The organism is Vibrio profundi, assembly GCF_043642225.1.
In the GTDB taxonomy this organism is placed as follows: domain Bacteria; phylum Pseudomonadota; class Gammaproteobacteria; order Enterobacterales; family Vibrionaceae; genus Vibrio; species Vibrio profundi_A.
Map to the genome: position 1 here is coordinate 128478 of NZ_JBHZSF010000005.1, position 23948 is coordinate 152425.

A 23948-nucleotide genomic window follows, 5' to 3' on the forward strand; every position below is an offset into this window, starting at 1 on the left:
AATGTAGTTGGTGCTTGGTGCCACGTCGTTCAATACAAGGAAGAATCATGCAATTACCCTCGGAACTCACTTCTTACTCTCAATCTTCACTAGAACATTTGGTTGAACATCAAGGTGAACACCTAGAGCAGTGGCCTACGAATGTTAAGACTGAACTGAGTTACGTACTTGGTTTGAGTAGTTTCGTTGGCGATTGCTTGCAGCGAGACTCGGACTTATGCCGAGAGCTTCCTAGCATGTTGGCAGAGGAAAAACGCTCGGACCAATATCGTCAGCGATTGGCTGAGTTATTGAAACCTTGTACCGATGAAATGAGTGGACAGCGTGTACTGAGGAGATTTCGTAATCGCGAGATGACTTACATTGCTTGGCGAGATTTTACTGCTTCGTGGCCTTTGGAAAGCAGCCTCGAGCATTTGTCGATGTTGGCAGAAGCGATGATCTTTGAGACCTATCAGTGGCAGTATGATATTTGCTGTAAAGAATGGGGGACGCCGTGTAATAGCGAAGGCGTCGCTCAGCCAATGCTGATTATAGGTATGGGTAAATTGGGGGGCGGTGAGCTTAACTTTTCGTCCGATATTGATTTGATTTTTACTTACCCAGAAAACGGGGAAACTCAGGGAGCAAGACGCAGTATTGCCAATGCGCAGTTTTTTACCCGTTTAGGGCAGCGAATTATTAAGGCATTGGATCAACAGACTTTTGATGGCTTTTGTTATCGAGTCGACATGCGATTGAGACCATTTGGTGAAAGTGGCCCACTCGTGATGAGCTACGCGGCTTTAGAAGATTACTATCAGGAACAAGGCCGAGACTGGGAACGCTACGCGATGGTGAAAGCCCGTGTGATGGGCAGCGAAATGTATCCCGAGTACCAAGAATTACGCCAGATGCTGCGCCCGTTTGTGTTTCGTCGTTACATTGATTTCAGTGCCATTCAGTCTTTGCGTCGAATGAAATCAATGATCAGTAGTGAAGTTCGTCGTCGTGGCTTATCAAACAACATCAAATTAGGCCCAGGCGGTATCCGAGAAGTTGAGTTTATCGCACAGGTCTTTCAGCTTATTCGCGGTGGGCGTGAGCCGAGTTTACGAGGTCGCGGACTACTAGAGACGTTAAGCGCAGTGGAAACCCTAAAGCTACTTGAAACAGATGAGGTGGCGAACCTACACAATGCGTATCTGTTCTTACGTCGATTAGAGAACTTATTGCAAGCGATGGCCGACAAGCAGACTCAAACGCTGCCTGATGGCGAACAGGAACAACTTCAGCTTGCTGTCGCTATGGGTTATGGCGATTGGTCGGAAATGATTGATGAAACTCGCCAGCACATGGAAAAAGTACACACCGTGTTTGAAGATTTAATCGGTGTTGATGAAGAAGATGCACAGCCTGTAGCAAATCACTTCTGTGAATTGTGGGATATGGTGCATTCTCCAGATGTACTCCAGCATGTTCTGGAAAATGACATAAAGGCAGAGAACCCAGAGGAAGTGGTGAAAACCATTATCCAGTTCAAAACAGACCTAGCGAAAAAAACCTTGGGACCTCGAGGTCGTGAAGTGTTAAACCGCCTCATGCCAAAAGTTTTTCAGGCGCTTTATACCAATAAAGATTCCAAATTTGGTTTAACGCGCGTATTGCATTTGTTGAACCGAATTGTTACTCGAACCACTTATCTTGAACTGCTAGACGAGCACCCAGCAGCATTAACTCAGCTTGTGCGGTTATGCACCGCTAGCCCGATGATTTCAGAGCAATTGGGTCGATACCCAATCTTATTGGATGAACTGATTGATCCTCAGCAGTTATATAATCCAGTTCCTTTAGAGTCCTATAAAACCGAGCTGCGTGACTATCTTGCCCGAATTCCTGAAGACGATATGGAACAGCAAATGGAAGGGCTAAGACAGTTTAAACAGACTTGTATTCTGAGAATTGCTGCGGCAGATATTGCTGGCGCATTGCCCGTGATGAAAGTCAGCGATCACTTAACCTACTTAGCAGAAGCCATCGTTGAGGCTGGGGTTAACCAAGCTTGGCTACAAGTATCAGAGAAATACGGTGAGCCTACTCATATCAAAGACCGAGAAGGGCGAGGGTTTGCCGTCGTGGGCTACGGTAAAGTGGGTGGTTGGGAACTTGGCTATAATTCCGATCTCGACATCGTATTTATGCACGATTGCCCCGTTCACGTATACACCGATGGCAAAAAAGAAATTGACGGTCGTCAGTTCTATTTACGCTTAGCACAGCGAATCATTCATATTTTCTCAACACGTACTGCTTCCGGCATTCTTTATGAAGTAGATACCCGTTTACGTCCATCTGGTGCGTCGGGGTTATTGGTCAGCCCTATCGATGCGTTTGATGAGTATCAGCACAATGAAGCGTGGACATGGGAACATCAAGCGTTAGTTCGTGCCCGAATGATTTATGGAGATGACGCGCTTGCAAGTGCGTTTAATAAGACTCGTCACGAAGTGCTTTGTCTGAACCGAGAAGAAGCTAAGTTACGCCAGGAAGTTTCTGATATGCGTGTGAAAATGCGTGATCATTTAGGCAGTAAAAAAGCGGGACGCTTTATGCTGAAGCAAGATGCTGGTGGTATTACCGATGTTGAATTCTTAGCACAGTATCTGGTGTTACGTTATAGCCATGAGAAACCAAAGCTTACCCGTTGGTGTGATAATGTGCGTGTGTTCGAATCTATGCTGTCGCAAGGCATTATGGATGAGGAACAAGCCCAAGCTTTGACGCATGCTTACACGACACTTCGGGATGAAATTCATCACCGAAACTTGCTAAATTTAGATGCCGATGTAGCAGATGACAAATTCTTAGCGGAACGCGAACAAGTAAAATCTGCTTGGCAACAATGGATGGAAAAGTAATCTTTTTGTTGGTTAGTTGGCTATTTTATCAACCTTATCTATAGTTTAGCCGCTGTAATCAGTGTGCTAAACTCTATCCAGATTCGATTTTTGGAGATCCATAATGAAACCAATTCTACCTGACTACAGCCAATCAGGCGTTCTTATTGTCGGTGATGTCATGCTAGACCGTTATTGGCACGGTCCAACAGGGCGAATCTCACCTGAAGCGCCAGTGCCAGTGGTAAAAGTAGAAAATAACGAAGAGCGTCCAGGCGGTGCTGCTAACGTAGCTATGAACATCGCTTCTCTAGGAGGGCATGCTCATATCGTCGGTTTAACAGGGATGGATGAACCCGCTAAAGTGTTGACAGAAACCTTGAGTGCTTTGAAAGTGAAGTGCGATTTTGTTGCGCTTCCTGAGTATCCAACGATCACTAAGCTACGTGTAATGAGCCGTGGACAGCAACTGCTTCGTTTGGACTTTGAAGATAAGTTTGAAAATACCGATCCAGAGCAAATTTTATCTCGTATGGAGCAAGCTCTGCCAAATGTAAAATCGGTCATTCTTTCTGATTATGCCAAAGGCGCTCTAGAGCATGTACAAGCTTTTATTCAAAAGGCTCGTGCCGTTAATGTACCTGTCTTTATTGATCCAAAAGGCGCCGATTTTGAACGTTACCGCGGTGCGACACTGCTAACGCCTAATATGGCTGAGTTTGAGCTGGTTGCAGGTAAAGTAAAGTCGGAAGAAGAGCTGATTGAAAAAGGATTGGATCTGATCGAAGAGTTCGATTTTGAAGCTCTGCTTGTGACTCGCAGTGAACATGGTATGACTTTGCTTCGCAGAGGCCAAGAGCCGTTCCACTTACCAACACAAGCCAAAGAAGTGTATGACGTAACGGGCGCAGGCGATACGGTTATTTCTGTACTGGCAGCTTCAGTTGCTGCAGGTAAACCACTTGATGAAGCGTGTGCTCTGGCAAATGCTGCCGCAGGTGTTGTAGTGGGTAAACTTGGAACGTCTACTCTATCGACCATCGAATTGGCTGAAGCTATTCATGGGAGCCAAGATACTGACTACGGCGTAATTTCTGAGAGTGCTTTAGTTGAGGCGGTAAAACGAGCGCGCGAGAAAGGCGAAAAAGTTGTAATGACGAATGGTTGCTTTGATATTCTTCACGCTGGCCATGTGTCTTACATGAATCATGCTGCCGAGTTGGGTGATCGCTTAATCGTGGCAGTGAACACTGATGAATCCGTTAAACGTTTAAAAGGCCCAGGTCGTCCTGTAAATCCTACAGATCGTCGCATGGCTGTATTGGCTGGCCTTGGTGCGGTGGATTGGGTGGTTCCATTTTCTGAAGACACGCCTCAGCGTCTAATCTCTGAAGTTCTGCCTAGCATTCTGGTGAAAGGCGGGGACTACAAGCCTGAAGATATTGCTGGTGGTAAAGAAGTGATTGCCGCTGGTGGTGAAGTTAAAGTGCTTAACTTTGAAGATGGTTGTTCAACGACAGAAATCATCGAAGCAATCAAAGGTGGGAAAGGCTAACTCTTTTTCTCATCCTTTAGATATAAAAATGCCGCTAATCACTAGCGGCATTTTTTTAACTAAATTTTGCGTTGTGAGCGCAATATAATTAGCTAGCGGCTTTAAGGCCTGCGTTAACATCTACAATATCTTGCTCGCTTAAGGTACCAACCGCTTGGCGAAGTTGTAATACGCTTAGAATGTAGTTGTAACGAGCATCAGATAGGTTCTTGTTTGCATCGTATAGACGACGAGTTGAGTCTAGAACGTCAACGATAGTACGTGTACCCACATCAAAACCAGCTTCAGTTGCTTCAAGAGCAGACTTAGCAGACACAACAGATTGCTCATAAGCGCGTAGTGCACCGATTGAAGCGCTGATGTTGTTATTAAAGGCACGCACGTCTTTTACAACGCTACGGTAAGTGGCTTCGAGATCTTCACTCGCTGCGACATAGTTGTATTCAGCTTGTTTAGTCAAGGACGTTGTATTACCACCGGTATATAGAGGTACAACTAAATTTAGGCCAATGTTTAGGTTGTCTTGATCGTAATCGCCAGTACTGTTCGATTGATCTCCGAGTGCGTAACTGCCGTCTAGAGTTAGGCTTGGTAGGTGACCAGAGCTAGCTAGTGAGATGTTGTCTTTTGCGATATCTTGAGAGATTCGAGACGCTAGTAGACTTAAGTTTTTCTCTTGAGCTTGCTCCACCAACGCAGCTGCAGACTCTGAAGATTTGCTTGCAGAGAAACGCGCTGTATCTAAAACACTTAAGTTAGAATGCTCTTGACCAGTAATTTCGCGTAGGCCTTCGTAGTTGTTGGTCAGTGTATTCTCGGCCAAGACTTCGTCAGCTAAAACGCCATCATATTGCGCTTGTGCATCATGGACATCGGTAATCGCAGATAGACCAACTTCAAAACGTTGTTTTGTCTGTTCTAATTGACGAGCGACGGCTGCTTTTTCTGCGCGAACAAATTCTAAGTTATCTTGTGCGCGCAATACTTCGAAATACGCTTGTGCCACACGAAGGATTAAACCTTGTTGCTGAGCTGCATAGGCTGAATCCGCTTGGCGTGCCGTTTTCTCAGCGGTATCTAGCGTAATCCAAGAAGAACGTTGATAAAGCTCTTGACTGAAACTAATACCAGCACCCCAAACATTACTGTCTAGGCTGGAGTTACCAGATGCTGCGTAGTCTCTATCACCACGATTGATATCGTAGTTAGCGGTTAAATTGATTTGCGGTAGTAAAGAACTACGGCTAGAGGTTACTGCTTCAAACGCAGCGTCACGTTGAGCCGCTGAACGTAGAAGTTGTGGATCGTTTTGTTTAGCTTGGTCATAAACTTCAGCTAGCGTGTCAGCAAATGCTGACGAACTCAGGCTACCAATTGCTGCACTGATAAATAGTGGAAGCAGTTTTTTCATTTTCCTATTCCTGCCTTATAAAAGAAGGTTTAACCTCAAGAGTTTAACTCATGTTGATGGTAATTTACTCGAAACTTTGCACTTTTTTACACTTAACTATCCACTTGTGCAATATATTTTTGGCGTAACTTAACTTATTTAATAAGTTTTATATAAAAAGTTGAGCCATATCCTTGGTAGTTAAGTTCCACAATGAGTAAACTATAAGATCACCCAGTGAGGTAACGAATGCAACAGTCTGACAATAGCCGAAGAGATTTTACTCCCGAAGATGTGGAAATTATCTCAAAAAAGACATTATTTAGCGGTTTTTTCAAAATGGTGAAGTACCGCTTCAAACACAGACGTTTTGAAGGCGGCTGGAGTCAGCCTGTCGAAAGGGAAATGTTCGAGCGAGGCCACGCCGCAGCATTGCTCCCTTATGATCCTGTTCGCGATGAAGTCGTGATAATCGAACAGATTCGGGTAGGGGCATTAGAGCATGAACAGCCGTGGCAGCTTGAAATTGTGGCGGGCATTATCGATACCGATGAAACGGCCGAGCAAGTAGTTCGTCGTGAAGCATTAGAAGAAGCTGGGATAGAAGTAGGTAAAGTTGTCCCTATTACTTCTTATTACCCGTCTTCTGGTGGCTGCTCAGAAAAGCTAGATGTATTCGCTGGGTGTGTGGATGCCTCTAAAGCGGGAGGAGTACACGGCCTAGACTATGAAGATGAGGACATTCGAGTTCAGGTCATGACACGAGAGCATGCTTATCAATTAGTAAAGGATGGTAAGTTCGAGAATGGTGCCACAATTATTGCATTGCAGTGGTTGGAGCTTAACTACTTAGATTTACAATCGAATTGGATAGAGTAACGAATATGCCAAATGTAGCCGTCAAAAAACCGTACCACGTAGACTTAGCAGAGTTAATGCGTGTGTATGAGACGAACTATGCAAAATTAAATGCATTGCTACCGGCTGCGCCTAAGGTTGACGATATTCGCTGTTATCAAGCAGTTAATATGATGTATCAATTGAAAGTGAAAGAAGTCACAAAATACACCACTTTAATCGACATATGTCAGAGTGATGAGTTACCAGTATTTCCTTTACCAAAAATGTCTGTCAGGCTGTATCACGATGCTCGAGTTGCAGAAGTGTGCTCCAGTGGGCACATTTCAAGAGTAAAAGCGCGTTACGATTATCCAAACGCAAAATTAATGCAGAAAGATGAGAAGTTCCAACTCAATAAGTTCTTGGGAGAATGGTTAACTTTTTGTTTAAAAAATGGCATCAGCCGAGCGCCAATATCATTTTAGACGACTGGGGCAGTCGAGAAAAAGAACGTATTTAGGTTTGTAATTTTGAAATCATCACACACTTCAAAATCTGAAATTGACAGTATCAAGTTGCTACAAATAACAGATACCCATCTGTTTGCACCTGATAGTGGCAGTTTATTGAGTATCAATACACAAGACAGTTTTCATGCTGTGGTTGATGCGATCCTAGAACAAAACTTTGACTACCAAGCAATCTTAGCAACGGGTGATATTTCTCAAGATCATACTCCTGAATCTTATCAAAAATTTGAATCGGGCATTCAACCTCTAGAAAAGCCATGTTATTGGCTTCCGGGAAACCACGATTACAAGCCAAGTATGAGTAGTGTTCTCCCTTCTACTCAAATTCAATGTGTGGAGCACGTTGTTCTCAGTGAACAGTGGCAACTGATTATGCTGGACTCTCAAGTTGTGGGTGTTCCTCACGGACGTTTGAGTGATCAGCAATTGACTTTATTGGATGATAAGCTCGCTCAGAACCCTGATTTACATACCTTAGTATTGCTTCACCACCACCCTGTACTTGTCGGGAGTGCATGGCTTGATCAGCACACATTAAAAGACTCCGATCAGTTTTGGGATGTGGTGAAACAACATAATAATGTGAAAGGAATACTATGTGGCCATGTTCATCAAGATATGAATCGTGTGCATTTGGGCGCGAGAGTAATGGCGACGCCGTCAACGTGTGTGCAGTTTAAACCAAACTCTGATGACTTCGCTTTAGACACACTTTCTCCTGGTTGGAGAGAATTGGAGTTGAAACCAGATGGCACAATTGAGACGCAAGTTAAGCGATTGAGCTGTGGTGGCTTTTCCCCAGATTTTAATGCTCAAGGTTACTGATTATGCCCATTAAGCCTCCTATGTTGCTTTATGTTCATGGCTTTAATAGCTCATCTGAATCACACAAAGCGAATGTGATGGCTGAATTCTGTCAGGCCCATCGCCCGGATATTAAAGTGGTGAAACCTCAATTGCCGAGTTTTCCTCAGTTGGCGGCTGAACACCTTAAAACCCTCGTTGAACAATACAAAGATGATTACAAAATCGGTTTGGTTGGCAGCTCATTAGGTGGATACCTGTCGACTTGGCTTAATCATCATTATGGTTTTAAAGCGGTGGTTGTTAACCCAGCAGTCAAACCATTTGAATTATTGGTCGATTACTTAGGTGAACAAACCAATCCGTATACGCTCGAAACTTACTGTTTAGAAACTAAACATATTGATGAGTTGAAAGCGTTAGAAGTTGTTAAACTTCGCAACCCTGCAGACTTCTGGTTACTGCAACAAACAGAAGACGAAGTATTAGATTACCGACAAGCCGTGCATAAGTATCAAGGTGGCAAACAAACCATCGAGCAAGGTGGAGATCATAGCTTTGTGGACTTTGAACGTTACCCTCAAGACATTATCTCTTTTTTAGAACTCTGAGTTCAGCCCGTCAAATTTGAATGATAAATCGCCGGTCAGTTGGGGAAATATCATAGTTTGACGCCATACTTTTTGAACGGGCTTGACATAACTAGCTAGCTTCCAGACTATATTCCCCAATACTTTCGCGCGTTCGCGGTGTGGTGACGGTTCACCTGCCAGTTCTTGAGCTTTGCTTTTGAACGTAAGCGAATGGACGCAAATTTTTTGAGTAAACTCCGTATTATGACTGAACAATATAATGCTGGAGCCATTGAAGTTCTTAATGGCTTAGAACCAGTACGTCGCCGACCAGGGATGTATACGGATACAGCGCGACCTAATCACTTAGGCCAAGAAGTTATCGATAACAGTGTCGATGAAGCGCTTGCCGGACATGCCTCAAAAGTACAAGTAATTCTACATGCCGATCAGTCTCTTGAAGTGATTGATGATGGTCGTGGTATGCCTGTCGATATTCACCCTGAAGAAAAAATTTCAGGCGTAGAGCTGATTTTCTGTAAGCTCCATGCTGGTGGTAAGTTCTCGAATAAGAATTACCAGTTCTCAGGTGGTTTGCACGGGGTTGGTATCTCAGTAGTAAACGCACTTTCTAAGCGTGTAGAAGTCACGGTTCGTCGTGATGGGCAAGTTTATGAAATGGCGTTTGAGCACGGTAATAAAGTTGAAGAATTGACCGTGACTGGTACTTGTGGTCGTCGTAATAAAGGCACCAGCGTTCATTTTTGGCCAGATGCTAGCTACTTTGATTCTGGTAATTTCTCTGTTACGCGTTTAGTTAACAATTTACGTGCGAAAGCGGTACTTTGCCCTGGTCTTGAAATTTCGTTTACAGACAAGGTGAACGACAAAGAACATAAATGGTTCTATGAAGATGGTCTAAAAGACTACTTAGCAGAAGGCGTAAAAGGTTTCCCTGTTCTGCCTGAGTCACCATTTACTGGTGAGTTTACCGCAGAAACGGAAGCGGCAACTTGGGCGGTGATTTGGCAGCCGGAAGGCGGCGATATGATCACCGAAAGTTACGTGAACTTAATCCCAACAGCTCAAGGTGGTACGCACGTTAACGGCCTACGTCAGGGTTTATTAGATGCTATGCGTGAGTTCTGTGAATTCCGCAACTTACTGCCTCGTGGCGTTAAACTTACCGGCGATGATATTTTTGACCGTTGTTCGTATGTGTTATCGGTAAAAATGCAGGATCCTCAATTTGCAGGGCAAACCAAAGAGCGTTTGTCTTCGCGTCAAACCGCTGCGTTTGTTTCTGGCGTGGTAAAAGATGCTTTCAGCCTTTGGTTGAATGAAAAGCCGCAGCTTGCGGAGCTTCTAGCAGAAAGCTGTATTGCCAATGCGCACCGTCGTATGCGTGCTAGCAAGAAGGTTGTACGTAAGAAAGTTGCGTCTGGCCCTGCACTTCCAGGTAAATTAACCGACTGCTCCGTTCAAGATTTAAGTCGTACCGAAATCTTCTTCGTGGAAGGGGACTCGGCGGGTGGCTCAGCAAAACAGGCTCGTGACCGAGAATTCCAAGCGGTAATGCCTCTTCGCGGTAAGATTTTGAATACTTGGGAAGTGTCGGCAGACCAAGTTTTAGCGTCTCAAGAAGTGCACGATATTTCCGTAGCACTTGGTATTGACCCTGATAGCGATAACCTAGATAGCTTACGTTACGGTAAAATTTGTATTCTTGCCGATGCGGACTCGGATGGCCTTCACATTGCTACACTGTTGTGTGCGTTGTTTACCCGCCATTTCCGCGCGTTGGTACAAGCAGGTCATATCTATGTGGCGATGCCACCTCTCTATCGTATCGACTGTGGTAAAGAAGTTTTCTATGCCCTTGATGACGATGAAAAAGAAGGGGTGTTAGAGCGCCTATCTAAGAAGAAAGCCAAAATCAATGTTCAACGATTCAAAGGTCTGGGTGAGATGAACCCACTTCAGCTACGCGAAACGACCATGGATCCAAACACTCGCCGTCTAGTTCAGTTAACGATTGATGATACTGAAGCGACTAACGAGATGATGGACATGCTGTTAGGTAAGAAGCGAGCTGATGATCGCCGTTCTTGGTTACAAAATAACGGTGATATGGCCGAGGTATAATTGATGTCTAACGAAATTACATTTGATGGCGTTGAACAATTGCCAATGCGCAAGTTCACCGAAGATGCCTACTTAAATTACTCAATGTACGTAATCATGGATCGTGCATTGCCTTATATTGGTGACGGTCTTAAACCGGTACAACGTCGCATTATTTATGCGATGTCTGAACTGGGTTTATCCGCGGCGTCTAAATATAAGAAATCTGCGCGTACCGTTGGTGATGTACTAGGTAAGTACCACCCGCACGGTGATTCAGCGTGTTATGAAGCTATGGTATTGATGGCTCAACCGTTTTCTTACCGCTACCCGTTAGTCGATGGTCAAGGTAACTGGGGTGCTCCGGATGACCCGAAATCATTTGCAGCGATGCGTTATACCGAAGCTAAGCTTTCTAAATTCGCGGAAGTGCTACTTGGTGAATTAGGTCAAGGCACCGTTGAATGGCAGCCTAACTTTGATGGCACGATGAAAGAGCCTCAAATGTTGCCAGCTCGTCTGCCTCACATCCTGCTGAATGGTATCACTGGTATTGCGGTTGGTATGGCGACAGACATCCCACCACACAACGTACGTGAAGTCGCAAACGCGGCTATCCACTTGATTGATAATCCTAAGTCTGAATTACCAGATGTGATGGAACATGTGCAAGGTCCTGATTACCCGACTGAAGCAGAGATTATTTCTCCTAAATCGGACATAGAGAAAATCTACCGAACGGGTAAAGGTAGCATCAAGATGCGTGCGGTATGGCACAAAGAAAGCAGCGATATTGTTATTACCGCTTTGCCACATCAAGTGTCAGGCGCAAAACTTCTAGAGCAAATTGCTAACCAAATGCGCGCGAAGAAGCTGCCAATGGTTGATGATTTACGTGATGAATCGGATCATGAAAACCCGACTCGAATCGTCATTGTGCCTCGCTCAAATCGTATCGATTGTGATCAATTGATGAACCATCTGTTTGCATCGACGGACTTGGAAAAGAACTTCCGCGTTAACTTGAACATGATTGGTTTAGATAACCGCCCTCAAGTGAAAGGCTTAGTCCAAATTCTTGCTGAGTGGATTGAATTCCGACGCACGACCGTTCGCCGCCGTTTGCAGCACCGCTTAGACAAAGTTCTGGCTCGCTTACATATCTTGGAAGGTTTGCTTATTGCGTACCTAAACCTAGATGAAGTGATTGAGATTATTCGAACCGAAGACGATCCAAAAGCAGTATTGATGGAGCGTTTCGGTATTACAGAAATTCAGGCCGATGCGATTCTCGATACCAAACTTCGTCACTTAGCGAAATTGGAAGAAATGAAGATTCGCGGTGAGCAGGATGAACTAGAAAAAGAACGTGAGAAGCTAGAGAAGCTGCTTGGTTCTGAGCGTCGCTTAAACACGCTAATCAAGAAAGAAATCCAAGCGGATGCGGATAAGTACGGTGATGGTCGTCGTTCGCCGATAGTGGTTCGTTCGGAAGCAAAAGCACTGACTGAACGTGATTTAGTACCAAGTGAACCAATCACAGTCGTATTGTCTGAAAAAGGTTGGATTCGTCATGCGAAAGGGCATGAAGTCGATGCTGAAGGCTTGAACTACAAATCTGGCGATAAATACTTAGCCAGCGCTCGCGGTAAGAGTAACCAACAAGCAGTATTCCTTGGCAGTGATGGGCGAAGTTACTCACTTGAGTCTCACTCTTTGCCATCCGCTCGTAGCCAAGGAGAGCCGATTACAGGTCGCTTGAATATCAGCGTTGGTAGTTCGATTCGCCAAGTGATCATGGGTGACGATGAACAGCTTTGGTTGGTTGGCTCTGATGCGGGGTATGGCTTTGTGTGTAAAGGCAGTGATTTACTGTCTAAAAACAAGAGCGGTAAAGCGCTAGTTAACTTGCCTCAAGCGTCTGAAATTCTGTTGCCTAGCACGATTGGTAATTTGGATAGCGATGAGATCCTGGCGATCACTAATCAAGGTCGCATGTTGTTGTTCCCTATTAAAGACCTGCCGCAATTGAGCAAAGGTAAGGGTAACAAGATCATTAATATTCCAGCAGCAAAAGCGAAAGAGCGCGAAGAGTTCGTGTCTCATTTGATGGCGCTGCCTGAGAACGCCTCGTTAACGGTTTATGCTGGTAAGCGCAAGCTTGGCTTGAAGCCTGCAGATTTAGATAACTTTAGAGGTGAACGCGGTCGTCGTGGTGGCTTGTTGCCAAGAGGTTTACAGCGTGTCACAAGAATAGATGTTGACGCGCCGACTGACGAAACTTCTGAATAAAGTGTCACCTGATAATAAAAAAACCAGCTAACGCTGGTTTTTTTATACATTAAAGAATGGCCTAGCGAATATCTTCAGTGATGGTGACTTGAAGCGTTTTGTTTTTACCGTCCCTTAAAACACCGACGTCTACTGTTGTGCCAGGGCGAAGATCAGTGACGATGTCCATCACACTTTGACGACCATTAATGGTTTGGTTGTCGATACTCAAAATGATGTCTTGTACCTCAAAGCCAGCGTCCGCAGCTGGCCCATTCGGGTCGATTCCCAATACGACAATCCCGCCAATGTTTTGTTTGCCTAACAGACGAGAAGTAACAGAGTTGATGTCTTGTCCATCGATGCCGATATAGCCTCTAATGACTCGGCCGTCAGCAATAATTTTTTGCATTATCTTATTCGCCAGTGGGTAAGGAATAGCGAAAGAAATGCCGTAGGTTTCTAAATCTGTTGCTTGTTGAAAGGAGGCGGTATTGATCCCTACAAGTTCCCCCTGCGTATTCACTAAGGCGCCACCAGAGTTACCTTCATTAATCGCAGCATCTGTCTGTATAAAGGCTTGATGACCATCGGCACTGATCGATGAACGGCCTGTTGCCGAAACAATACCAAATGTTGTGGTTTGCCCTAAGTTATAAGGATTGCCAATAGCGAGGACGACATCCCCAACATTCGCGGAGTAATCAGGGTTCAATGGAATAACCGGCAAGCTATCCCCTTCTACGCGTAAAATCGCGATATCGGTTCTTCTGTCGGTGCCAACTAATTGGGCAGCCGCGATTCTTCCATCTTGCAACGCGACAACAATTTGATCGGCTTGAGCCACTACATGGTAGTTGGTAATGATATAGCCTTTTTCACTGACGATGACACCAGAGCCTAGCCCTTGAGTGGATAACTTAGTTCGGTCACTCTCGACGTATTTACGGCTATAAATATTTACGACGGCTGGTGCAGCTTTGCGAACAGCTTGATTAAAAGAAATTTGCAGTGAACCAATGTTATTGACTTGGCTTTCGATCACTTGTGGCACGATTGCTGGTCTGAGATTAGGAAAGGCTATGAGGATGATTGCAGCAGAAGCTACCCCAAGAGCGATGGAACGGAATAAGAAACCCAGCATTATTTTCCTCTTCAGCAAGTTTGGCGAGTCTACAGTAAAGTTTGTGAGTGAGAAGTAGAAAGCCTTGTGAAGAATAGCACTTTGATTGGATTAAATAAAAGGGCGAGAAATAAGCAAATAGAGCAATGTCGTCTATTTGTTCTCTCGCCCTTAGTGTTATCGTGTTTGTACTTAACGAACGACTAGGTAAATAGTACGGTCACCTCGTTGAACATTCAGTGCTAAAACGTCTGGTTTTTGTTCCAATATATCCCTGAACTGGGCTAGGTTTTTCACCCGTTGACGGTTCACGCCAATGATGATGTCATCTTTCATTAACTGATACGCTTCTGCAGGTGAGCCCTGGGCGACACTGGTTACTTTAACCCCTTTAACTTTGGCGTTATCGGTCGTGTTAGTTAACTCAGCTCCGGCTAACCCTTCATGTAGTTTTTCTGCCTGAGTTTTTTTGTTGGTTGATTCTCCGAGAGTGACATCAAATGATTTACTTTTACCATCACGAACAATCCCAAGTTCTATCTCTTTCCCGGCACCAAGGGTGGCAACTTTGGCGCGCAGTTCACTGAACGTATCAATCCGCTTACCGTTAAGAGAGGTGATGATATCGCCAGCTTCAATGCCTGCTTTGTCAGCAGCACTATCAGGTAATACTTGGCTCACGAATGCACCTTTACTGGATTCGTAACCCAGAGCTTCAGCAAGCTCAGAGGTAATTTCACCGCCTTGAACACCAAGCATGCCACGTTTTACTTCTCCGAAGTCTAAAATCTGCTCGGTTAGGTTTTTCATCATGTTAGATGGGATCGCGAAACCAATGCCGACATTACCGCCGTTAGGGCCTAAAATTGCCGTGTTTATGCCAATCAATTCCCCGTTGAGGTTGACCAGTGCTCCCCCGGAGTTACCGCTATTAATGGCAGCGTCGGTTTGAATGAAGTTTTCGAAGTTTTCTAAGTTTAGTCCGCTTCGTCCTAGTGCCGATACAATGCCTGACGTGACGGTTTGTCCTAGGCCGAATGGGTTGCCAATGGCAACAGAGAAGTCGCCGACTCTAAGTTTGTCAGAATCCGCGAGTTTGATTTGGGTAAGGTTCTTCGCTTTTTCTAGTTTAAGTAAAGCAATGTCAGACATTTCGTCGCCACCGATAAGTTCGGCATCGTACTCTCGGCCATCGTGAAGTTTGACCTTGATTTCGTCTGCTCCGTTGATAACGTGATAATTGGTCACTATGTGCCCTTTATCTGCATCAATAATGACACCGGAACCTAAACCTCGAAAAGGGCGTTCACGGGTTTGTTCTGGGCCGAAGAAAAACTGGAATTGTTCAGGGATGCGTTGGCGCTGAACCTGTTTGCCTTCTACTGCAATGCTTACAACAGCAGGGGTAACTTGTTCAAGCATTGGAGCTAAGCTTGGCAGCTGCTCACCATTGACACTTAGGGGAAGTGCCGCGGTCGCTTGTATTGGTGTGATGAGTGAACTTAAGCTTAAAGTCAGTACCGATAAAGCAAGCAAAGGTTTTTTCATCATAAACTCCTCTCTGATTTAAGGTCTTCTTTCCAACATATATAAGTGCGATATGTGAGAGTTCAATAGACCTGAGTGAAAGTTATGACTCAAAAACCTTTTCAAAGTTCAGCAAAAAATTGTTAAGACGCTTTTGCTGTTACCGCTTCAGGTGCTTCAATGATTTCTTTTTCTTGTTCATTAAAAAGCCCAGTTGCACCTTTTGCATAGTCTTTTGGCGGGTGATTGATTGGTGCTACCGTATCATCGACTTTAGGCTCGGCATGAAGGGCCGCCGTTTTTACAAATGGATTATCCTGCTCAGGAAGATTCGGTAATAGCTCTGCTGAGGTTTTTTCCATGTGTTGGTAAAGCTTGGTGTAATCTTTTCCTAACGTATCTAACATTTCCGCTGTTTGCGCGAAATGGTCAGCCAACTCCTGTCTTTGTTGCTCAAGCGCAAACTTTGCAGAGTCTAGCTCTTTTTGTACTGATTTCTGATTCTTATATTCAGGCTTTGTCAGACGGGCGATAACCACTCCCAGAATAGCGCCGACAAGTAAACCTATGATCGCATACATCCAAGGCATAACAGCTCCTTATAGTTGTTTTTTAACATGTTTGTTACTGCTTAGTTACACGTATTTCGACTCCATGGTACTATGAGTAACCTAACGTATAAAGAAAAATGCGTGTGCGCTGCTTAGCAGTTTAGTATTGCCTCCTTCGTGGATTTGTCGTTATGAACCCTATAAAAAAATACGAACTCGATATAAAAACTCATGGATTTCAGAGAGATCCTGCTCAAGAGCAAGCGGTAAAAAGCCTAGACGAACTTTTTTACCAATTTCAGAGCTATTTAGATGCTCCGGTTCCTAAACTTAGTCGCCTTCAAAAATTAATGGGTAAAAAGCCTGATTTACCTCACCCTCCAAAAGGTCTCTATTTTTGGGGCGGAGTAGGGCGGGGTAAAACCTATTTGATGGATACTTTTTTTGAAGCATTGCCAACCGATAAAAAGATGCGGGTTCACTTCCATCGCTTTATGTACAGGGTACATGATGAATTGAAAGCATTAGGGAATGTCAGTGACCCACTCCCTTTGGTTGCAGACAAACTAAAGCAAGAAACCAATATTATCTGTTTTGATGAGTTCTTTGTTTCCGACATTACTGATGCAATGATCTTAGGTACGTTATTTGAAGAGCTTTTTGCAAGGCATGTTGTGTTGGTTGCGACATCCAATATTCCTCCGGCTGATTTGTATCGTAATGGCTTACAGCGCGCACGTTTTTTACCTGCTATTAAGCTCATTCAAGACAACTGCCATATTCTGAATGTCGATAGTGGTGTGGATTACCGCCTTAGAACGCTTGAACAAGCTGAAATTTATCATTTTCCGTTGGATGTTCAGGCCAATATAAACTTGGAAACTTATTACCGGCAGTTAGTTGGGGAAGATAAGGTAATACAGAAGCAAGTTGAGATTAATCATCGTCAGATTGATGTTGTAGAAGCAAGTGAAGGCGTTCTCCATGCAACGTTTGAGCAGCTTTGTCAGTCCGCGCGTAGCCAAAATGATTACATTGAGCTCTCTAAAATCTACCACACGGTTTTATTAGCGGATGTCATGCAAATGAGCGCAACTCTCGATGATGCAGCGAGGCGTTTTATCGCGTTAGTCGATGAATTCTATGAAAGAAACGTGAAACTCATTATTTCCGCTGAAGTTGCACTTGAATCCCTTTATACACAAGGGCAGCTAGAGTTTGAATTTAAGCGCTGTCAGTCTCGATTAATCGAAATGCAAAGCCATGATTATTTGGCGAAAGAACACCTTGGATAAGAATTTGTTGGCAAGCTGAGAAAAGAGAATAAAAAAATCGTGATTTTGTTCAAAAAGAGGTGATTTTTTCTTCGCTCTTCTCTATAATCCTGCGACCTACCGTTACTGCGGGCCTCTAACGATGAGTTAAATCACGTTATGCCAAGAGTTGTCCAACACTCGAAGGGGTGATGAATGGGGCTCTTAGACAGTGGGAATACTTGATATTCCTTAAGTGTAAATTTTTTTAATAGGTAATTATTAGCATGAAAACTTTCGTTGCTAAACCAGAAACTGTAAAACGCGACTGGTACGTTGTAGACGCTGAAGGTAAAACTCTTGGTCGTCTAGCAAGTGAAATCGCTTCTCGCCTACGCGGTAAGCACAAAGCAGAATACACTCCACACGTAGACACTGGTGATTACATCATCGTTGTTAACGCTGAGAAAGTAACTGTTACTGGTAACAAAGCTAAGGGTAAGGTTTACTACCGTCACTCTGAGTTCCCAGGTGGTCTTAAGTCTATCACTTTTGAAAAGCTGATCGACAAGAAGCCAGAGATGGCTCTTGAACTAGCTGTTAAAGGTATGTTACCACGTGGTCCTCTAGGCCGTGCTATGTACCGTAAGCTAAAAGTTTACGCTGGTGCTGAGCACAACCATGTTGCTCAACAACCAACAGTACTAGACATCTAATCGGGGATTATGAAAATGGCAGAGAATCAATACTACGGCACTGGTCGTCGCAAAAGCTCAGCAGCTCGTGTTTTCATCAAACCAGGCTCTGGTGAGATCGTAATCAACAAGCGTAGCCTTGATGTTTACTTCGGTCGTCCAACTTCTCGCATGGTTGTTAAGCAACCTCTTGAGCTAGTTGAACTAACTGAGAAACTTGACCTTTACATCACTGTTTCTGGTGGTGGTATTTCTGGTCAAGCTGGCGCAATCCGCCACGGTATCACTCGCGCTCTTATGGAGTACGATGAAACTCTACGTCCTGCTCTACGTGCAGCTGGCTACGTTACTCGTGACGCTCGTTGCGTTGAACGTAAGAAAGTTGGTCTACGTAAAGCACGTCGTAAACCTCAATTCTCTAAGCGTTAATTTTCCTTTACGGAAAATACACGCTCCCAGTTTTATTACTGGAATTGTGGTTCAAAGCTCGGCTATATGCCGGGCTTTTTGTTTTTTTACTCCCCAGACAATCCCCTAAATTCCTTACATTTACTTTCTCTTTCTTATTATTTGACTTCTTTTGTGACCCCGCGTGCGATTTACCTCATGATTGTTACAAAAAGGTAGCTTTATCTTGTCAAAAAGTAGGGTTTTATTTATCATTTCTCGTCAATAAATAGAACTAAATTCGTATTTTGTTAGCCATGCTCTATAAGCGGAATAATAACAATCCAAAAGGAGCAAATGGGAGAATGTTTGGATGAGCAACGCGCCTTTAAATAACGGTCGCAGGCGTTTCTTAACCGCAACAACAGCTGTTGTTGGTGGTTTGGGAGCAGCCGCTGTCGCCGTGCCTTTTATTAAATCATGGAATCCGAGTGCCAAAGCGAAAGCTGCAGGTGCGCCGGTTGAAGTGGAAGTCAGTAAACTGGAAGCCGGTCAAATGGTTCGTGTCGAGTGGCAAGGTAAACCTGTATGGGTTGTACGCCGTGCTGAGTCGGTACTTGAAAACCTAAAATCAATTGGCGGTCAATTACGTGATCCACAATCAGAAGCAGAGCAACAACCTGAGTACGCTCAAAATGAATTCCGCTCAATCAAGCCAGAATTCTTTGTTGCTGTTGGTTTCTGTACTCACCTAGGTTGTTCTCCAACTTACCTACCTGATTCTTTTGCAGAACAAGTTCAAGGTGTTAAATCTGGCTTCTTCTGTCCGTGTCATGGCTCTAAGTTTGATATGGCTGGCCGAGTGTTCCAGGGCGTTCCCGCTCCTCTGAACCTAGTTGTGCCTAAGCATATGTATTTGAGTGACACTAAGATCCTTATCGGTATTGACGAGGGAGATGCATAATGCAAGGACTACTTGATTGGGTAGAAAAACGTATACCTGCGATGAATGCTTACAAAAAGCACTTATCCGAATACCCGATGCCTAAGAACTTTAACTTTTGGTACCTTTTTGGTTCTTTAGCAATGCTTGTTTTGGTTAACCAAATCCTAACGGGTATCTGGTTAACAATGAACTACGTACCGTCTGGCGAAGGTGCGTTTGCTTCTGTTGAATACATCATGCGTGATGTGGAATACGGTTGGTTATTACGTTACATGCACTCGACTGGCGCATCAGCGTTCTTCGTGGTTGTGTATCTGCACATGTTCCGTGGTTTAATTTATGGTTCTTACCAGAAGCCTCGTGAATTACTGTGGATCTTCGGTATGCTTATCTTCCTTGTGTTGATGGCTGAAGCGTTCATGGGTTACCTACTTCCATGGGGACAAATGTCTTACTGGGGTGCTCAGGTAATCATTTCACTGTTTGGTGCGATTCCTGTTATCGGTGATGATCTAACGCTTTGGATCCGTGGTGACTACATCATCTCTGGTGCAACGCTAAACCGTTTCTTCGCACTGCACGTTATCGCGCTACCAATCGTACTTCTTCTGCTTATCGTACTTCACGTACTAGCACTGCATGAAGTGGGCTCGAACAACCCAGACGGTATCGAGACTAAGCTTCCTAAAGGCACAATGGGCGACGATTACAAAACTCAGTTCCCATTCCATAAAGATTACACCAAGAAGTACGACATCATCGACTCAATTCCTTTCCACCCTTACGGTACGGTGAAAGATATGGTTGGTGTGGCAGGTTTCTTATTCTTCTTCTGTTACGTGTTGTTCTTTAACCCTGAAATGGGTGGATACTTCCTTGAGCCGCCTAACTTTGAAGCTGCAAACCCGCTGAAGACTCCTGAGCATATTGCTCCTGTATGGTACTTCACACCGTTCTACGCGATCCTTCGTGCAGTTCCGGACAAGCTTCTAGGTGTCGTAGCAATGGGCGCTTCTATCGTAGTGCTATTCTTACTGCCATGGTTCGACCGTTGTAAAGTACGCTCTTACCGTTACCGTAGTAAGCTTCACCTGATTAACATCATCCAATTCACAATAAGCTTTATTGCGCTTGGTATTCTTGGTGCGCTTCCAGCAACACCAACTTATACGCTTCTAGCTCAAATCTTTAGCTTAGGTTACTTCATGTTCTTTGTACTACTGTGGTTCTACAGTAAGAATGAAGCAACGAAACCATTACCAGAAAGGGTGACGTTCAAATGAAAAAGTGGATTGTAATTTTATTTGCTATGTTGCCATCTCTAGCAATGGCAGCGGGTGCAAACGTACCGTTGGATAAAGCGAACAATGACTTGTCTGACAAGGCTTCATTGCAAAATGGTGCTAAGTTATTCATGAACTACTGTTTTGCGTGTCACTCAACGCAATATCAGCGTTATGAGCGAGTAGCAACGGACTTAGAGATCCCAGTGGATCTAATGAAGGAAAACCTGATTTTTGATCCAGAAGCAAAAATCGGTAACCTGATGGTTAACGCTATGCCTGCGAAGCAAGCGGCTAACTGGTTTGGTGCTCCACCACCTGATCTAACATTGGTTGCTCGTGTTCGCGGTGCAGATTGGCTGTACACTTACCTTCGTTCTTTCTACGAAGACCCATCTCGTCCATTTGGCGTGAACAATATTGTCTTCCCAAGCGTTGGTATGCCTCATGTTCTTGAAGAACTTCAAGGTATCCCGACACCAATCTACGACACACACGTGGTAGACGGTGAAGAAGTAACAGTAGTTGTTGGTACTGAAACAGATGGTTCTGGTGAGCTAAGTTCAAGTGAATACGATGACTCGGTTCGTGACCTAGTAAACTTCCTTGTTTATTCAGGTGACCCAGTACAACTCGAGCGTCATGCTCTAGGTTGGTGGGTAATGGGCTTCCTAGTTATCTTCACCATCATCGTAGTTCTGCTGAAGAAAGAGTATTGGCGTGATGTGCATTAATTGTGCTACCATACTGTGCTAATTACTAAATTTTGTTGAATGTACAATGGAGGCTTAGCCTCCATTGTTTTTTATTTTAAGTGTACTGGAGGGCTCCATGGCTGTAGCTGCCAATAAACGTTCTGTGATGACTCTTTTCTCAAGTGCTTCTGATATGTATAGCCATCAGGTTCGTATTGTACTAGCTGAGAAAGGCGTAAGTGTAGAAGTTGAATTAGTCGACGAAGCAAACTTGCCGGCAGAACTTGTAGAACTGAACCCTTACAAGTCAGTACCAACTCTAGTTGATCGTGAGTTAGCGTTATACGACTCAAAGATCATCATGGAGTATTTAGATGAGCGTTTTCCTCATCCACCTTTGATGCCTGTCTACCCTGTAGCTCGTGGTAACAGCCGTCTAATGATGTATCGTATTGAGCGTAACTGGTATTCAGTTGCTGAGAAAATCGTAAAAGGTAATGCTGAAGAGTCAGAGGCTGCGCGTATTAAGCTACGTAATGACCTTCTAACTCTTGCTCCTATCTTTGCTGAATACGAATACTTCATGAGCGAAGAATTTAGCCTGATCGATTGTTACTTAGCTCCGTTACTATGGCGTTTGCCAGAGCTTGGTATCGAATTGATTGGCCCAGGTTCAAAAGAACTGAAAATCTACATGAACCGCGTATTTGAACGTGATTCGTTCTTAGCTTCATTAACTGAAGCTGAACGTGAGATGCGTTTAACTCGCTAAGCTTATGGATATCGAAAATATGACACCACGCCGACCATATATGCTACGAGCATTTTATGATTGGCTGGTCGACAATGAGTTAACTCCGCACTTAGTGGTTGAAGCGACTTTACCTGGAGTTCGAGTTCCGGAAGAGTTCATTCAAGATGGTCAGATTATCTTGAATGTCGCGCCTAGAGCGGTTGGTCAGCTTGAGTTAGGCAACGAAGCGATTACATTCAGTGCTCGTTTTGGTGGTCGACCTCACTCAGTCATTGTTCCACTTTATGCCGTTCAAGCGATTTATGCGCGTGAAAATGGCGCTGGAACCATGTTTGAGCCAGAAGATGCTTACATGACTGCGTTGGAAGAGGGCATTGAAGAAGTGCCACTTGAAACTCAGCAGCCTGTATCCTCTTTGAGTGTGGCATCTACGTCTGAAATTGAATCATCAGATAAGGTCGAAACTAATTCAGAACCTGAGCCGAAAAGACCGAAAGGTAAGCCGAGCCTCAGAGTGATTAAATAAAAAAAGCAGCGTATTAACGCTGCTTTTTTGTATCTATAGCTTTTCGTTGCCTAAAGTTAATAGCTTATGCTTCAGGTAAGCCATATTGGAACGCCCTAATTACCTGCTTCACGCCAGAAATATTCCGTGCGACGTCAGTTGCGATTTCAGCTTGCTCTTGGGTGACTAAACCTAATAAGAAGACTTCGCTGTTCTCCGTGATGACCTTTACTTTGATTCCGTTTAGTTCTGATTTCGCCAGTAGCGCTGACTTTACCTTGGTAGTAATCCAACTATCTTTACTGATTTCACTAACGGAAAGCGGAGGTTGAACTCGTATTTGGTTATGGATTTCGGTAACACCAGCAACCTCACGAGCCTTACTTTCGAATGAGCGTCTTTCTTGAACTGTGGTTGCTTGCCCCATCAAGACTACGGTTCCTTTGTAGGAACTAGCGGTAATTCGTACGTTCCCTCGGTAAGGAGCTTTGTTACCTAAAGCGGCTACTTCAAATTCAATATTATTGTCGTTCCAAATTTCTTGTGTACTACGAGTATCTGTGACTAGGTTTGCTGTCGTGGCTGCGCCTGCAATGAATAAACCAGCACAGCCAGACAAGCTTGCAGTGAGTAACGCGATGCTGAATAGTTTGACTAGTTTCATTGAAATACCTTTATTCTTCGTGAGCAGGGAAGAGCACTTGATCAATTAAGTCACATAGGCAATGTAGCGTGACCATATGAACTTCATGTATGCGTGCAGTGCGGTGTGATGGAATGCGAATTTCGACATCGTGCTCTCCAAGGAGCCCCGCCATTTCACCACCATCTTTGCCTGTAAAAGCGATAATGGTCATATCTCGAGTTACGGCTGCTTCCATGGCTTTAATGATATTTTTACTGTTACCGCTGGTCGAGATAGCCAGTAAAATATCGCCGGTTTGACCAAATGCGCGAACCTGTTTCGAAAAAATCTCTTCGTAATGGTAGTCATTAGCAACAGCTGTGAGGGTGGTGTTGTCTGCAGTAAGCGCCATCGCTGGTAAGCTCGGACGTTCAGTTTCGAAGCGATTTAGTAAGCACGAGACAAATTGTTGGGCATTGGAGGCTGAACCACCGTTACCACAGCAGAGAATTTTATTGCCATTAAGTAAAGTCGCTACCATCGCTTGCGCTGCATGAGTGATCGCGTCCGGCAGTGCTTCTGCTGCGGCTATTTGAATTTGGATACTTTCTGTAAAACTTTCTTTAATGCTATCTAGCATCG

General features: G+C 44.3%; 22 protein-coding genes. 16 read left to right on the forward strand and 6 right to left on the reverse strand.

What is annotated here, in order from left to right; all coding sequences use genetic code 11:
- The first annotated feature begins 47 nt into the window (after nt 1-47).
- Both glnE and hldE read left to right on the forward strand, forming a co-directional pair.
- Complete coding sequence (gene glnE / locus ACHUFI_RS10360; protein WP_394248834.1) at nt 48-2897, forward strand: bifunctional [glutamate--ammonia ligase]-adenylyl-L-tyrosine phosphorylase/[glutamate--ammonia-ligase] adenylyltransferase; 2850 nt, start codon at nt 48-50, stop codon at nt 2895-2897.
- A 103-nt stretch (nt 2898-3000) separates the two neighbouring features.
- Nucleotides 3001-4431, forward strand: a complete 1431-nt coding sequence (gene hldE, locus ACHUFI_RS10365; RefSeq protein WP_394248836.1) for a bifunctional D-glycero-beta-D-manno-heptose-7-phosphate kinase/D-glycero-beta-D-manno-heptose 1-phosphate adenylyltransferase HldE — start codon at nt 3001-3003, stop codon at nt 4429-4431.
- 88 nt (nt 4432-4519) lie between these two features.
- Here hldE and tolC read toward each other — a convergent pair whose 3' ends face one another.
- A complete protein-coding gene (gene tolC, locus ACHUFI_RS10370; RefSeq protein ID WP_394248838.1) occupies nt 4520-5842 on the reverse strand; it encodes an outer membrane channel protein TolC in 1323 nt (440 codons plus the stop codon).
- 228 nt (nt 5843-6070) lie between these two features.
- Between tolC and nudF the strand changes: the two genes are divergently transcribed.
- The 6 genes from nudF to parC all read left to right on the forward strand — a co-directional run bounded on the left by nudF (nt 6071) and on the right by parC (nt 12983).
- Nucleotides 6071-6700 carry an ADP-ribose diphosphatase gene (gene nudF, locus ACHUFI_RS10375; RefSeq protein ID WP_394248840.1) on the forward strand — a complete coding sequence of 210 codons (630 nt, stop codon included), beginning with the start codon at nt 6071-6073 and terminating at the stop codon, nt 6698-6700.
- 5 nt (nt 6701-6705) lie between these two features.
- Nucleotides 6706-7146, forward strand: a complete 441-nt coding sequence (locus ACHUFI_RS10380; RefSeq protein ID WP_394248842.1) for a DUF1249 family protein — start codon at nt 6706-6708, stop codon at nt 7144-7146.
- 45 nt (nt 7147-7191) lie between these two features.
- Nucleotides 7192-8016 carry a 3',5'-cyclic-AMP phosphodiesterase gene (gene cpdA, locus ACHUFI_RS10385; RefSeq protein ID WP_394248844.1) on the forward strand — a complete coding sequence of 275 codons (825 nt, stop codon included), beginning with the start codon at nt 7192-7194 and terminating at the stop codon, nt 8014-8016.
- A gap of 2 nt (nt 8017-8018) precedes the next feature.
- Nucleotides 8019-8606 carry an esterase YqiA gene (gene yqiA / locus ACHUFI_RS10390; RefSeq protein WP_394248846.1) on the forward strand — a complete coding sequence of 196 codons (588 nt, stop codon included), beginning with the start codon at nt 8019-8021 and terminating at the stop codon, nt 8604-8606.
- A 225-nt stretch (nt 8607-8831) separates the two neighbouring features.
- Complete coding sequence (gene parE, locus ACHUFI_RS10395; RefSeq protein ID WP_394248848.1) at nt 8832-10712, forward strand: DNA topoisomerase IV subunit B; 1881 nt, start codon at nt 8832-8834, stop codon at nt 10710-10712.
- 3 nt (nt 10713-10715) lie between these two features.
- Entirely contained in the window at nt 10716-12983 is a 2268-nt protein-coding gene (gene parC, locus ACHUFI_RS10400) for a DNA topoisomerase IV subunit A (RefSeq protein ID WP_394248850.1), read from the forward strand.
- A gap of 61 nt (nt 12984-13044) precedes the next feature.
- On the opposite strand, the gene degS is transcribed toward parC, so the two are convergent.
- The 3 genes from degS to zapG form a co-directional block, all read right to left on the reverse strand.
- The gene (gene degS, locus ACHUFI_RS10405) at nt 13045-14106 is read right to left on the reverse strand and encodes an outer membrane-stress sensor serine endopeptidase DegS (RefSeq protein ID WP_394248852.1); all 1062 of its coding nucleotides are present in this window, start codon (nt 14104-14106) and stop codon (nt 13045-13047) included.
- Between the two features lie 171 nt (nt 14107-14277).
- Nucleotides 14278-15633 carry a DegQ family serine endoprotease gene (locus tag ACHUFI_RS10410; RefSeq protein ID WP_394249064.1) on the reverse strand — a complete coding sequence of 452 codons (1356 nt, stop codon included), beginning with the start codon at nt 15631-15633 and terminating at the stop codon, nt 14278-14280.
- Nucleotides 15634-15755: 122 nt separating this feature from the next.
- On the reverse strand, nt 15756-16202 hold the full coding sequence (gene zapG / locus ACHUFI_RS10415; protein ID WP_394248854.1) for a Z-ring associated protein ZapG: 447 nt from the start codon (nt 16200-16202) through the stop codon (nt 15756-15758).
- Between the two features lie 152 nt (nt 16203-16354).
- Here zapG and zapE point away from each other — a divergent pair, with 152 nt between their 5' ends.
- The 8 genes from zapE to sspB all read left to right on the forward strand — a co-directional run bounded on the left by zapE (nt 16355) and on the right by sspB (nt 22702).
- Entirely contained in the window at nt 16355-17458 is a 1104-nt protein-coding gene (gene zapE / locus ACHUFI_RS10420; protein WP_394248856.1) for a cell division protein ZapE, read from the forward strand.
- 245 nt (nt 17459-17703) lie between these two features.
- Nucleotides 17704-18132, forward strand: a complete 429-nt coding sequence (gene rplM, locus ACHUFI_RS10425) for a 50S ribosomal protein L13 (RefSeq protein WP_394248858.1) — start codon at nt 17704-17706, stop codon at nt 18130-18132.
- Between the two features lie 15 nt (nt 18133-18147).
- Nucleotides 18148-18540: a 30S ribosomal protein S9 gene (rpsI, locus tag ACHUFI_RS10430; RefSeq protein WP_004740758.1), complete on the forward strand. Its 393-nt coding sequence runs from the start codon at nt 18148-18150 to the stop codon at nt 18538-18540.
- 331 nt (nt 18541-18871) lie between these two features.
- The gene (petA, locus tag ACHUFI_RS10435) at nt 18872-19462 is read left to right on the forward strand and encodes a ubiquinol-cytochrome c reductase iron-sulfur subunit (RefSeq protein ID WP_137358368.1); all 591 of its coding nucleotides are present in this window, start codon (nt 18872-18874) and stop codon (nt 19460-19462) included.
- Entirely contained in the window at nt 19462-20727 is a 1266-nt protein-coding gene (locus ACHUFI_RS10440) for a cytochrome b (protein WP_394248861.1), read from the forward strand. Before petA ends, ACHUFI_RS10440 begins: the two co-directional genes overlap by 1 nt.
- Nucleotides 20724-21461 (forward strand): cytochrome c1, encoded by a 738-nt coding sequence (locus tag ACHUFI_RS10445; RefSeq protein ID WP_394248863.1) that lies wholly within the window; start codon nt 20724-20726, stop codon nt 21459-21461. Before ACHUFI_RS10440 ends, ACHUFI_RS10445 begins: the two co-directional genes overlap by 4 nt.
- Nucleotides 21462-21558: 97 nt before the next feature.
- Nucleotides 21559-22194: a stringent starvation protein SspA gene (gene sspA / locus ACHUFI_RS10450; protein ID WP_137358365.1), complete on the forward strand. Its 636-nt coding sequence runs from the start codon at nt 21559-21561 to the stop codon at nt 22192-22194.
- Between the two features lie 4 nt (nt 22195-22198).
- Nucleotides 22199-22702, forward strand: coding sequence for a ClpXP protease specificity-enhancing factor (gene sspB / locus ACHUFI_RS10455; RefSeq protein ID WP_394248865.1), 504 nt, complete (start codon nt 22199-22201; stop codon nt 22700-22702).
- 64 nt (nt 22703-22766) lie between these two features.
- On the opposite strand, the gene ACHUFI_RS10460 is transcribed toward sspB, so the two are convergent.
- Together ACHUFI_RS10460 and ACHUFI_RS10465 are read right to left on the reverse strand one after the other, a co-directional pair.
- Entirely contained in the window at nt 22767-23345 is a 579-nt protein-coding gene (locus tag ACHUFI_RS10460) for a BON domain-containing protein (protein ID WP_394248867.1), read from the reverse strand.
- 10 nt (nt 23346-23355) lie between these two features.
- Nucleotides 23356-23946, reverse strand: coding sequence for a phosphoheptose isomerase (locus ACHUFI_RS10465; RefSeq protein WP_004729817.1), 591 nt, complete (start codon nt 23944-23946; stop codon nt 23356-23358).
- Between the last annotated feature and the right edge of the window lie 2 nt (nt 23947-23948).

Coding starts and splice junctions, on each gene's coding strand:
- ACHUFI_RS10380 (WP_394248842.1), top strand. CDS start 6,706: ATGCCAAATGTAGCCGTCAAAAAACCGTACCACGTAGACTTAGCAGAG.
- glnE (WP_394248834.1), top strand. CDS start 48: ATGCAATTACCCTCGGAACTCACTTCTTACTCTCAATCTTCACTAGAA.
- nudF (WP_394248840.1), top strand. CDS start 6,071: ATGCAACAGTCTGACAATAGCCGAAGAGATTTTACTCCCGAAGATGTG.
- degS (WP_394248852.1), bottom strand. CDS start 14,106: ATGCTGGGTTTCTTATTCCGTTCCATCGCTCTTGGGGTAGCTTCTGCT.
- rplM (WP_394248858.1), top strand. CDS start 17,704: ATGAAAACTTTCGTTGCTAAACCAGAAACTGTAAAACGCGACTGGTAC.
- rpsI (WP_004740758.1), top strand. CDS start 18,148: ATGGCAGAGAATCAATACTACGGCACTGGTCGTCGCAAAAGCTCAGCA.
- petA (WP_137358368.1), top strand. CDS start 18,872: ATGAGCAACGCGCCTTTAAATAACGGTCGCAGGCGTTTCTTAACCGCA.
- zapG (WP_394248854.1), bottom strand. CDS start 16,202: ATGCCTTGGATGTATGCGATCATAGGTTTACTTGTCGGCGCTATTCTG.
- hldE (WP_394248836.1), top strand. CDS start 3,001: ATGAAACCAATTCTACCTGACTACAGCCAATCAGGCGTTCTTATTGTC.
- ACHUFI_RS10410 (WP_394249064.1), bottom strand. CDS start 15,633: ATGAAAAAACCTTTGCTTGCTTTATCGGTACTGACTTTAAGCTTAAGT.
- parC (WP_394248850.1), top strand. CDS start 10,716: ATGTCTAACGAAATTACATTTGATGGCGTTGAACAATTGCCAATGCGC.
- tolC (WP_394248838.1), bottom strand. CDS start 5,842: ATGAAAAAACTGCTTCCACTATTTATCAGTGCAGCAATTGGTAGCCTG.
- sspB (WP_394248865.1), top strand. CDS start 22,199: ATGGATATCGAAAATATGACACCACGCCGACCATATATGCTACGAGCA.
- yqiA (WP_394248846.1), top strand. CDS start 8,019: ATGCCCATTAAGCCTCCTATGTTGCTTTATGTTCATGGCTTTAATAGC.
- parE (WP_394248848.1), top strand. CDS start 8,832: ATGACTGAACAATATAATGCTGGAGCCATTGAAGTTCTTAATGGCTTA.
- ACHUFI_RS10460 (WP_394248867.1), bottom strand. CDS start 23,345: ATGAAACTAGTCAAACTATTCAGCATCGCGTTACTCACTGCAAGCTTG.
- ACHUFI_RS10440 (WP_394248861.1), top strand. CDS start 19,462: ATGCAAGGACTACTTGATTGGGTAGAAAAACGTATACCTGCGATGAAT.
- ACHUFI_RS10465 (WP_004729817.1), bottom strand. CDS start 23,946: ATGCTAGATAGCATTAAAGAAAGTTTTACAGAAAGTATCCAAATTCAA.
- sspA (WP_137358365.1), top strand. CDS start 21,559: ATGGCTGTAGCTGCCAATAAACGTTCTGTGATGACTCTTTTCTCAAGT.
- ACHUFI_RS10445 (WP_394248863.1), top strand. CDS start 20,724: ATGAAAAAGTGGATTGTAATTTTATTTGCTATGTTGCCATCTCTAGCA.
- zapE (WP_394248856.1), top strand. CDS start 16,355: ATGAACCCTATAAAAAAATACGAACTCGATATAAAAACTCATGGATTT.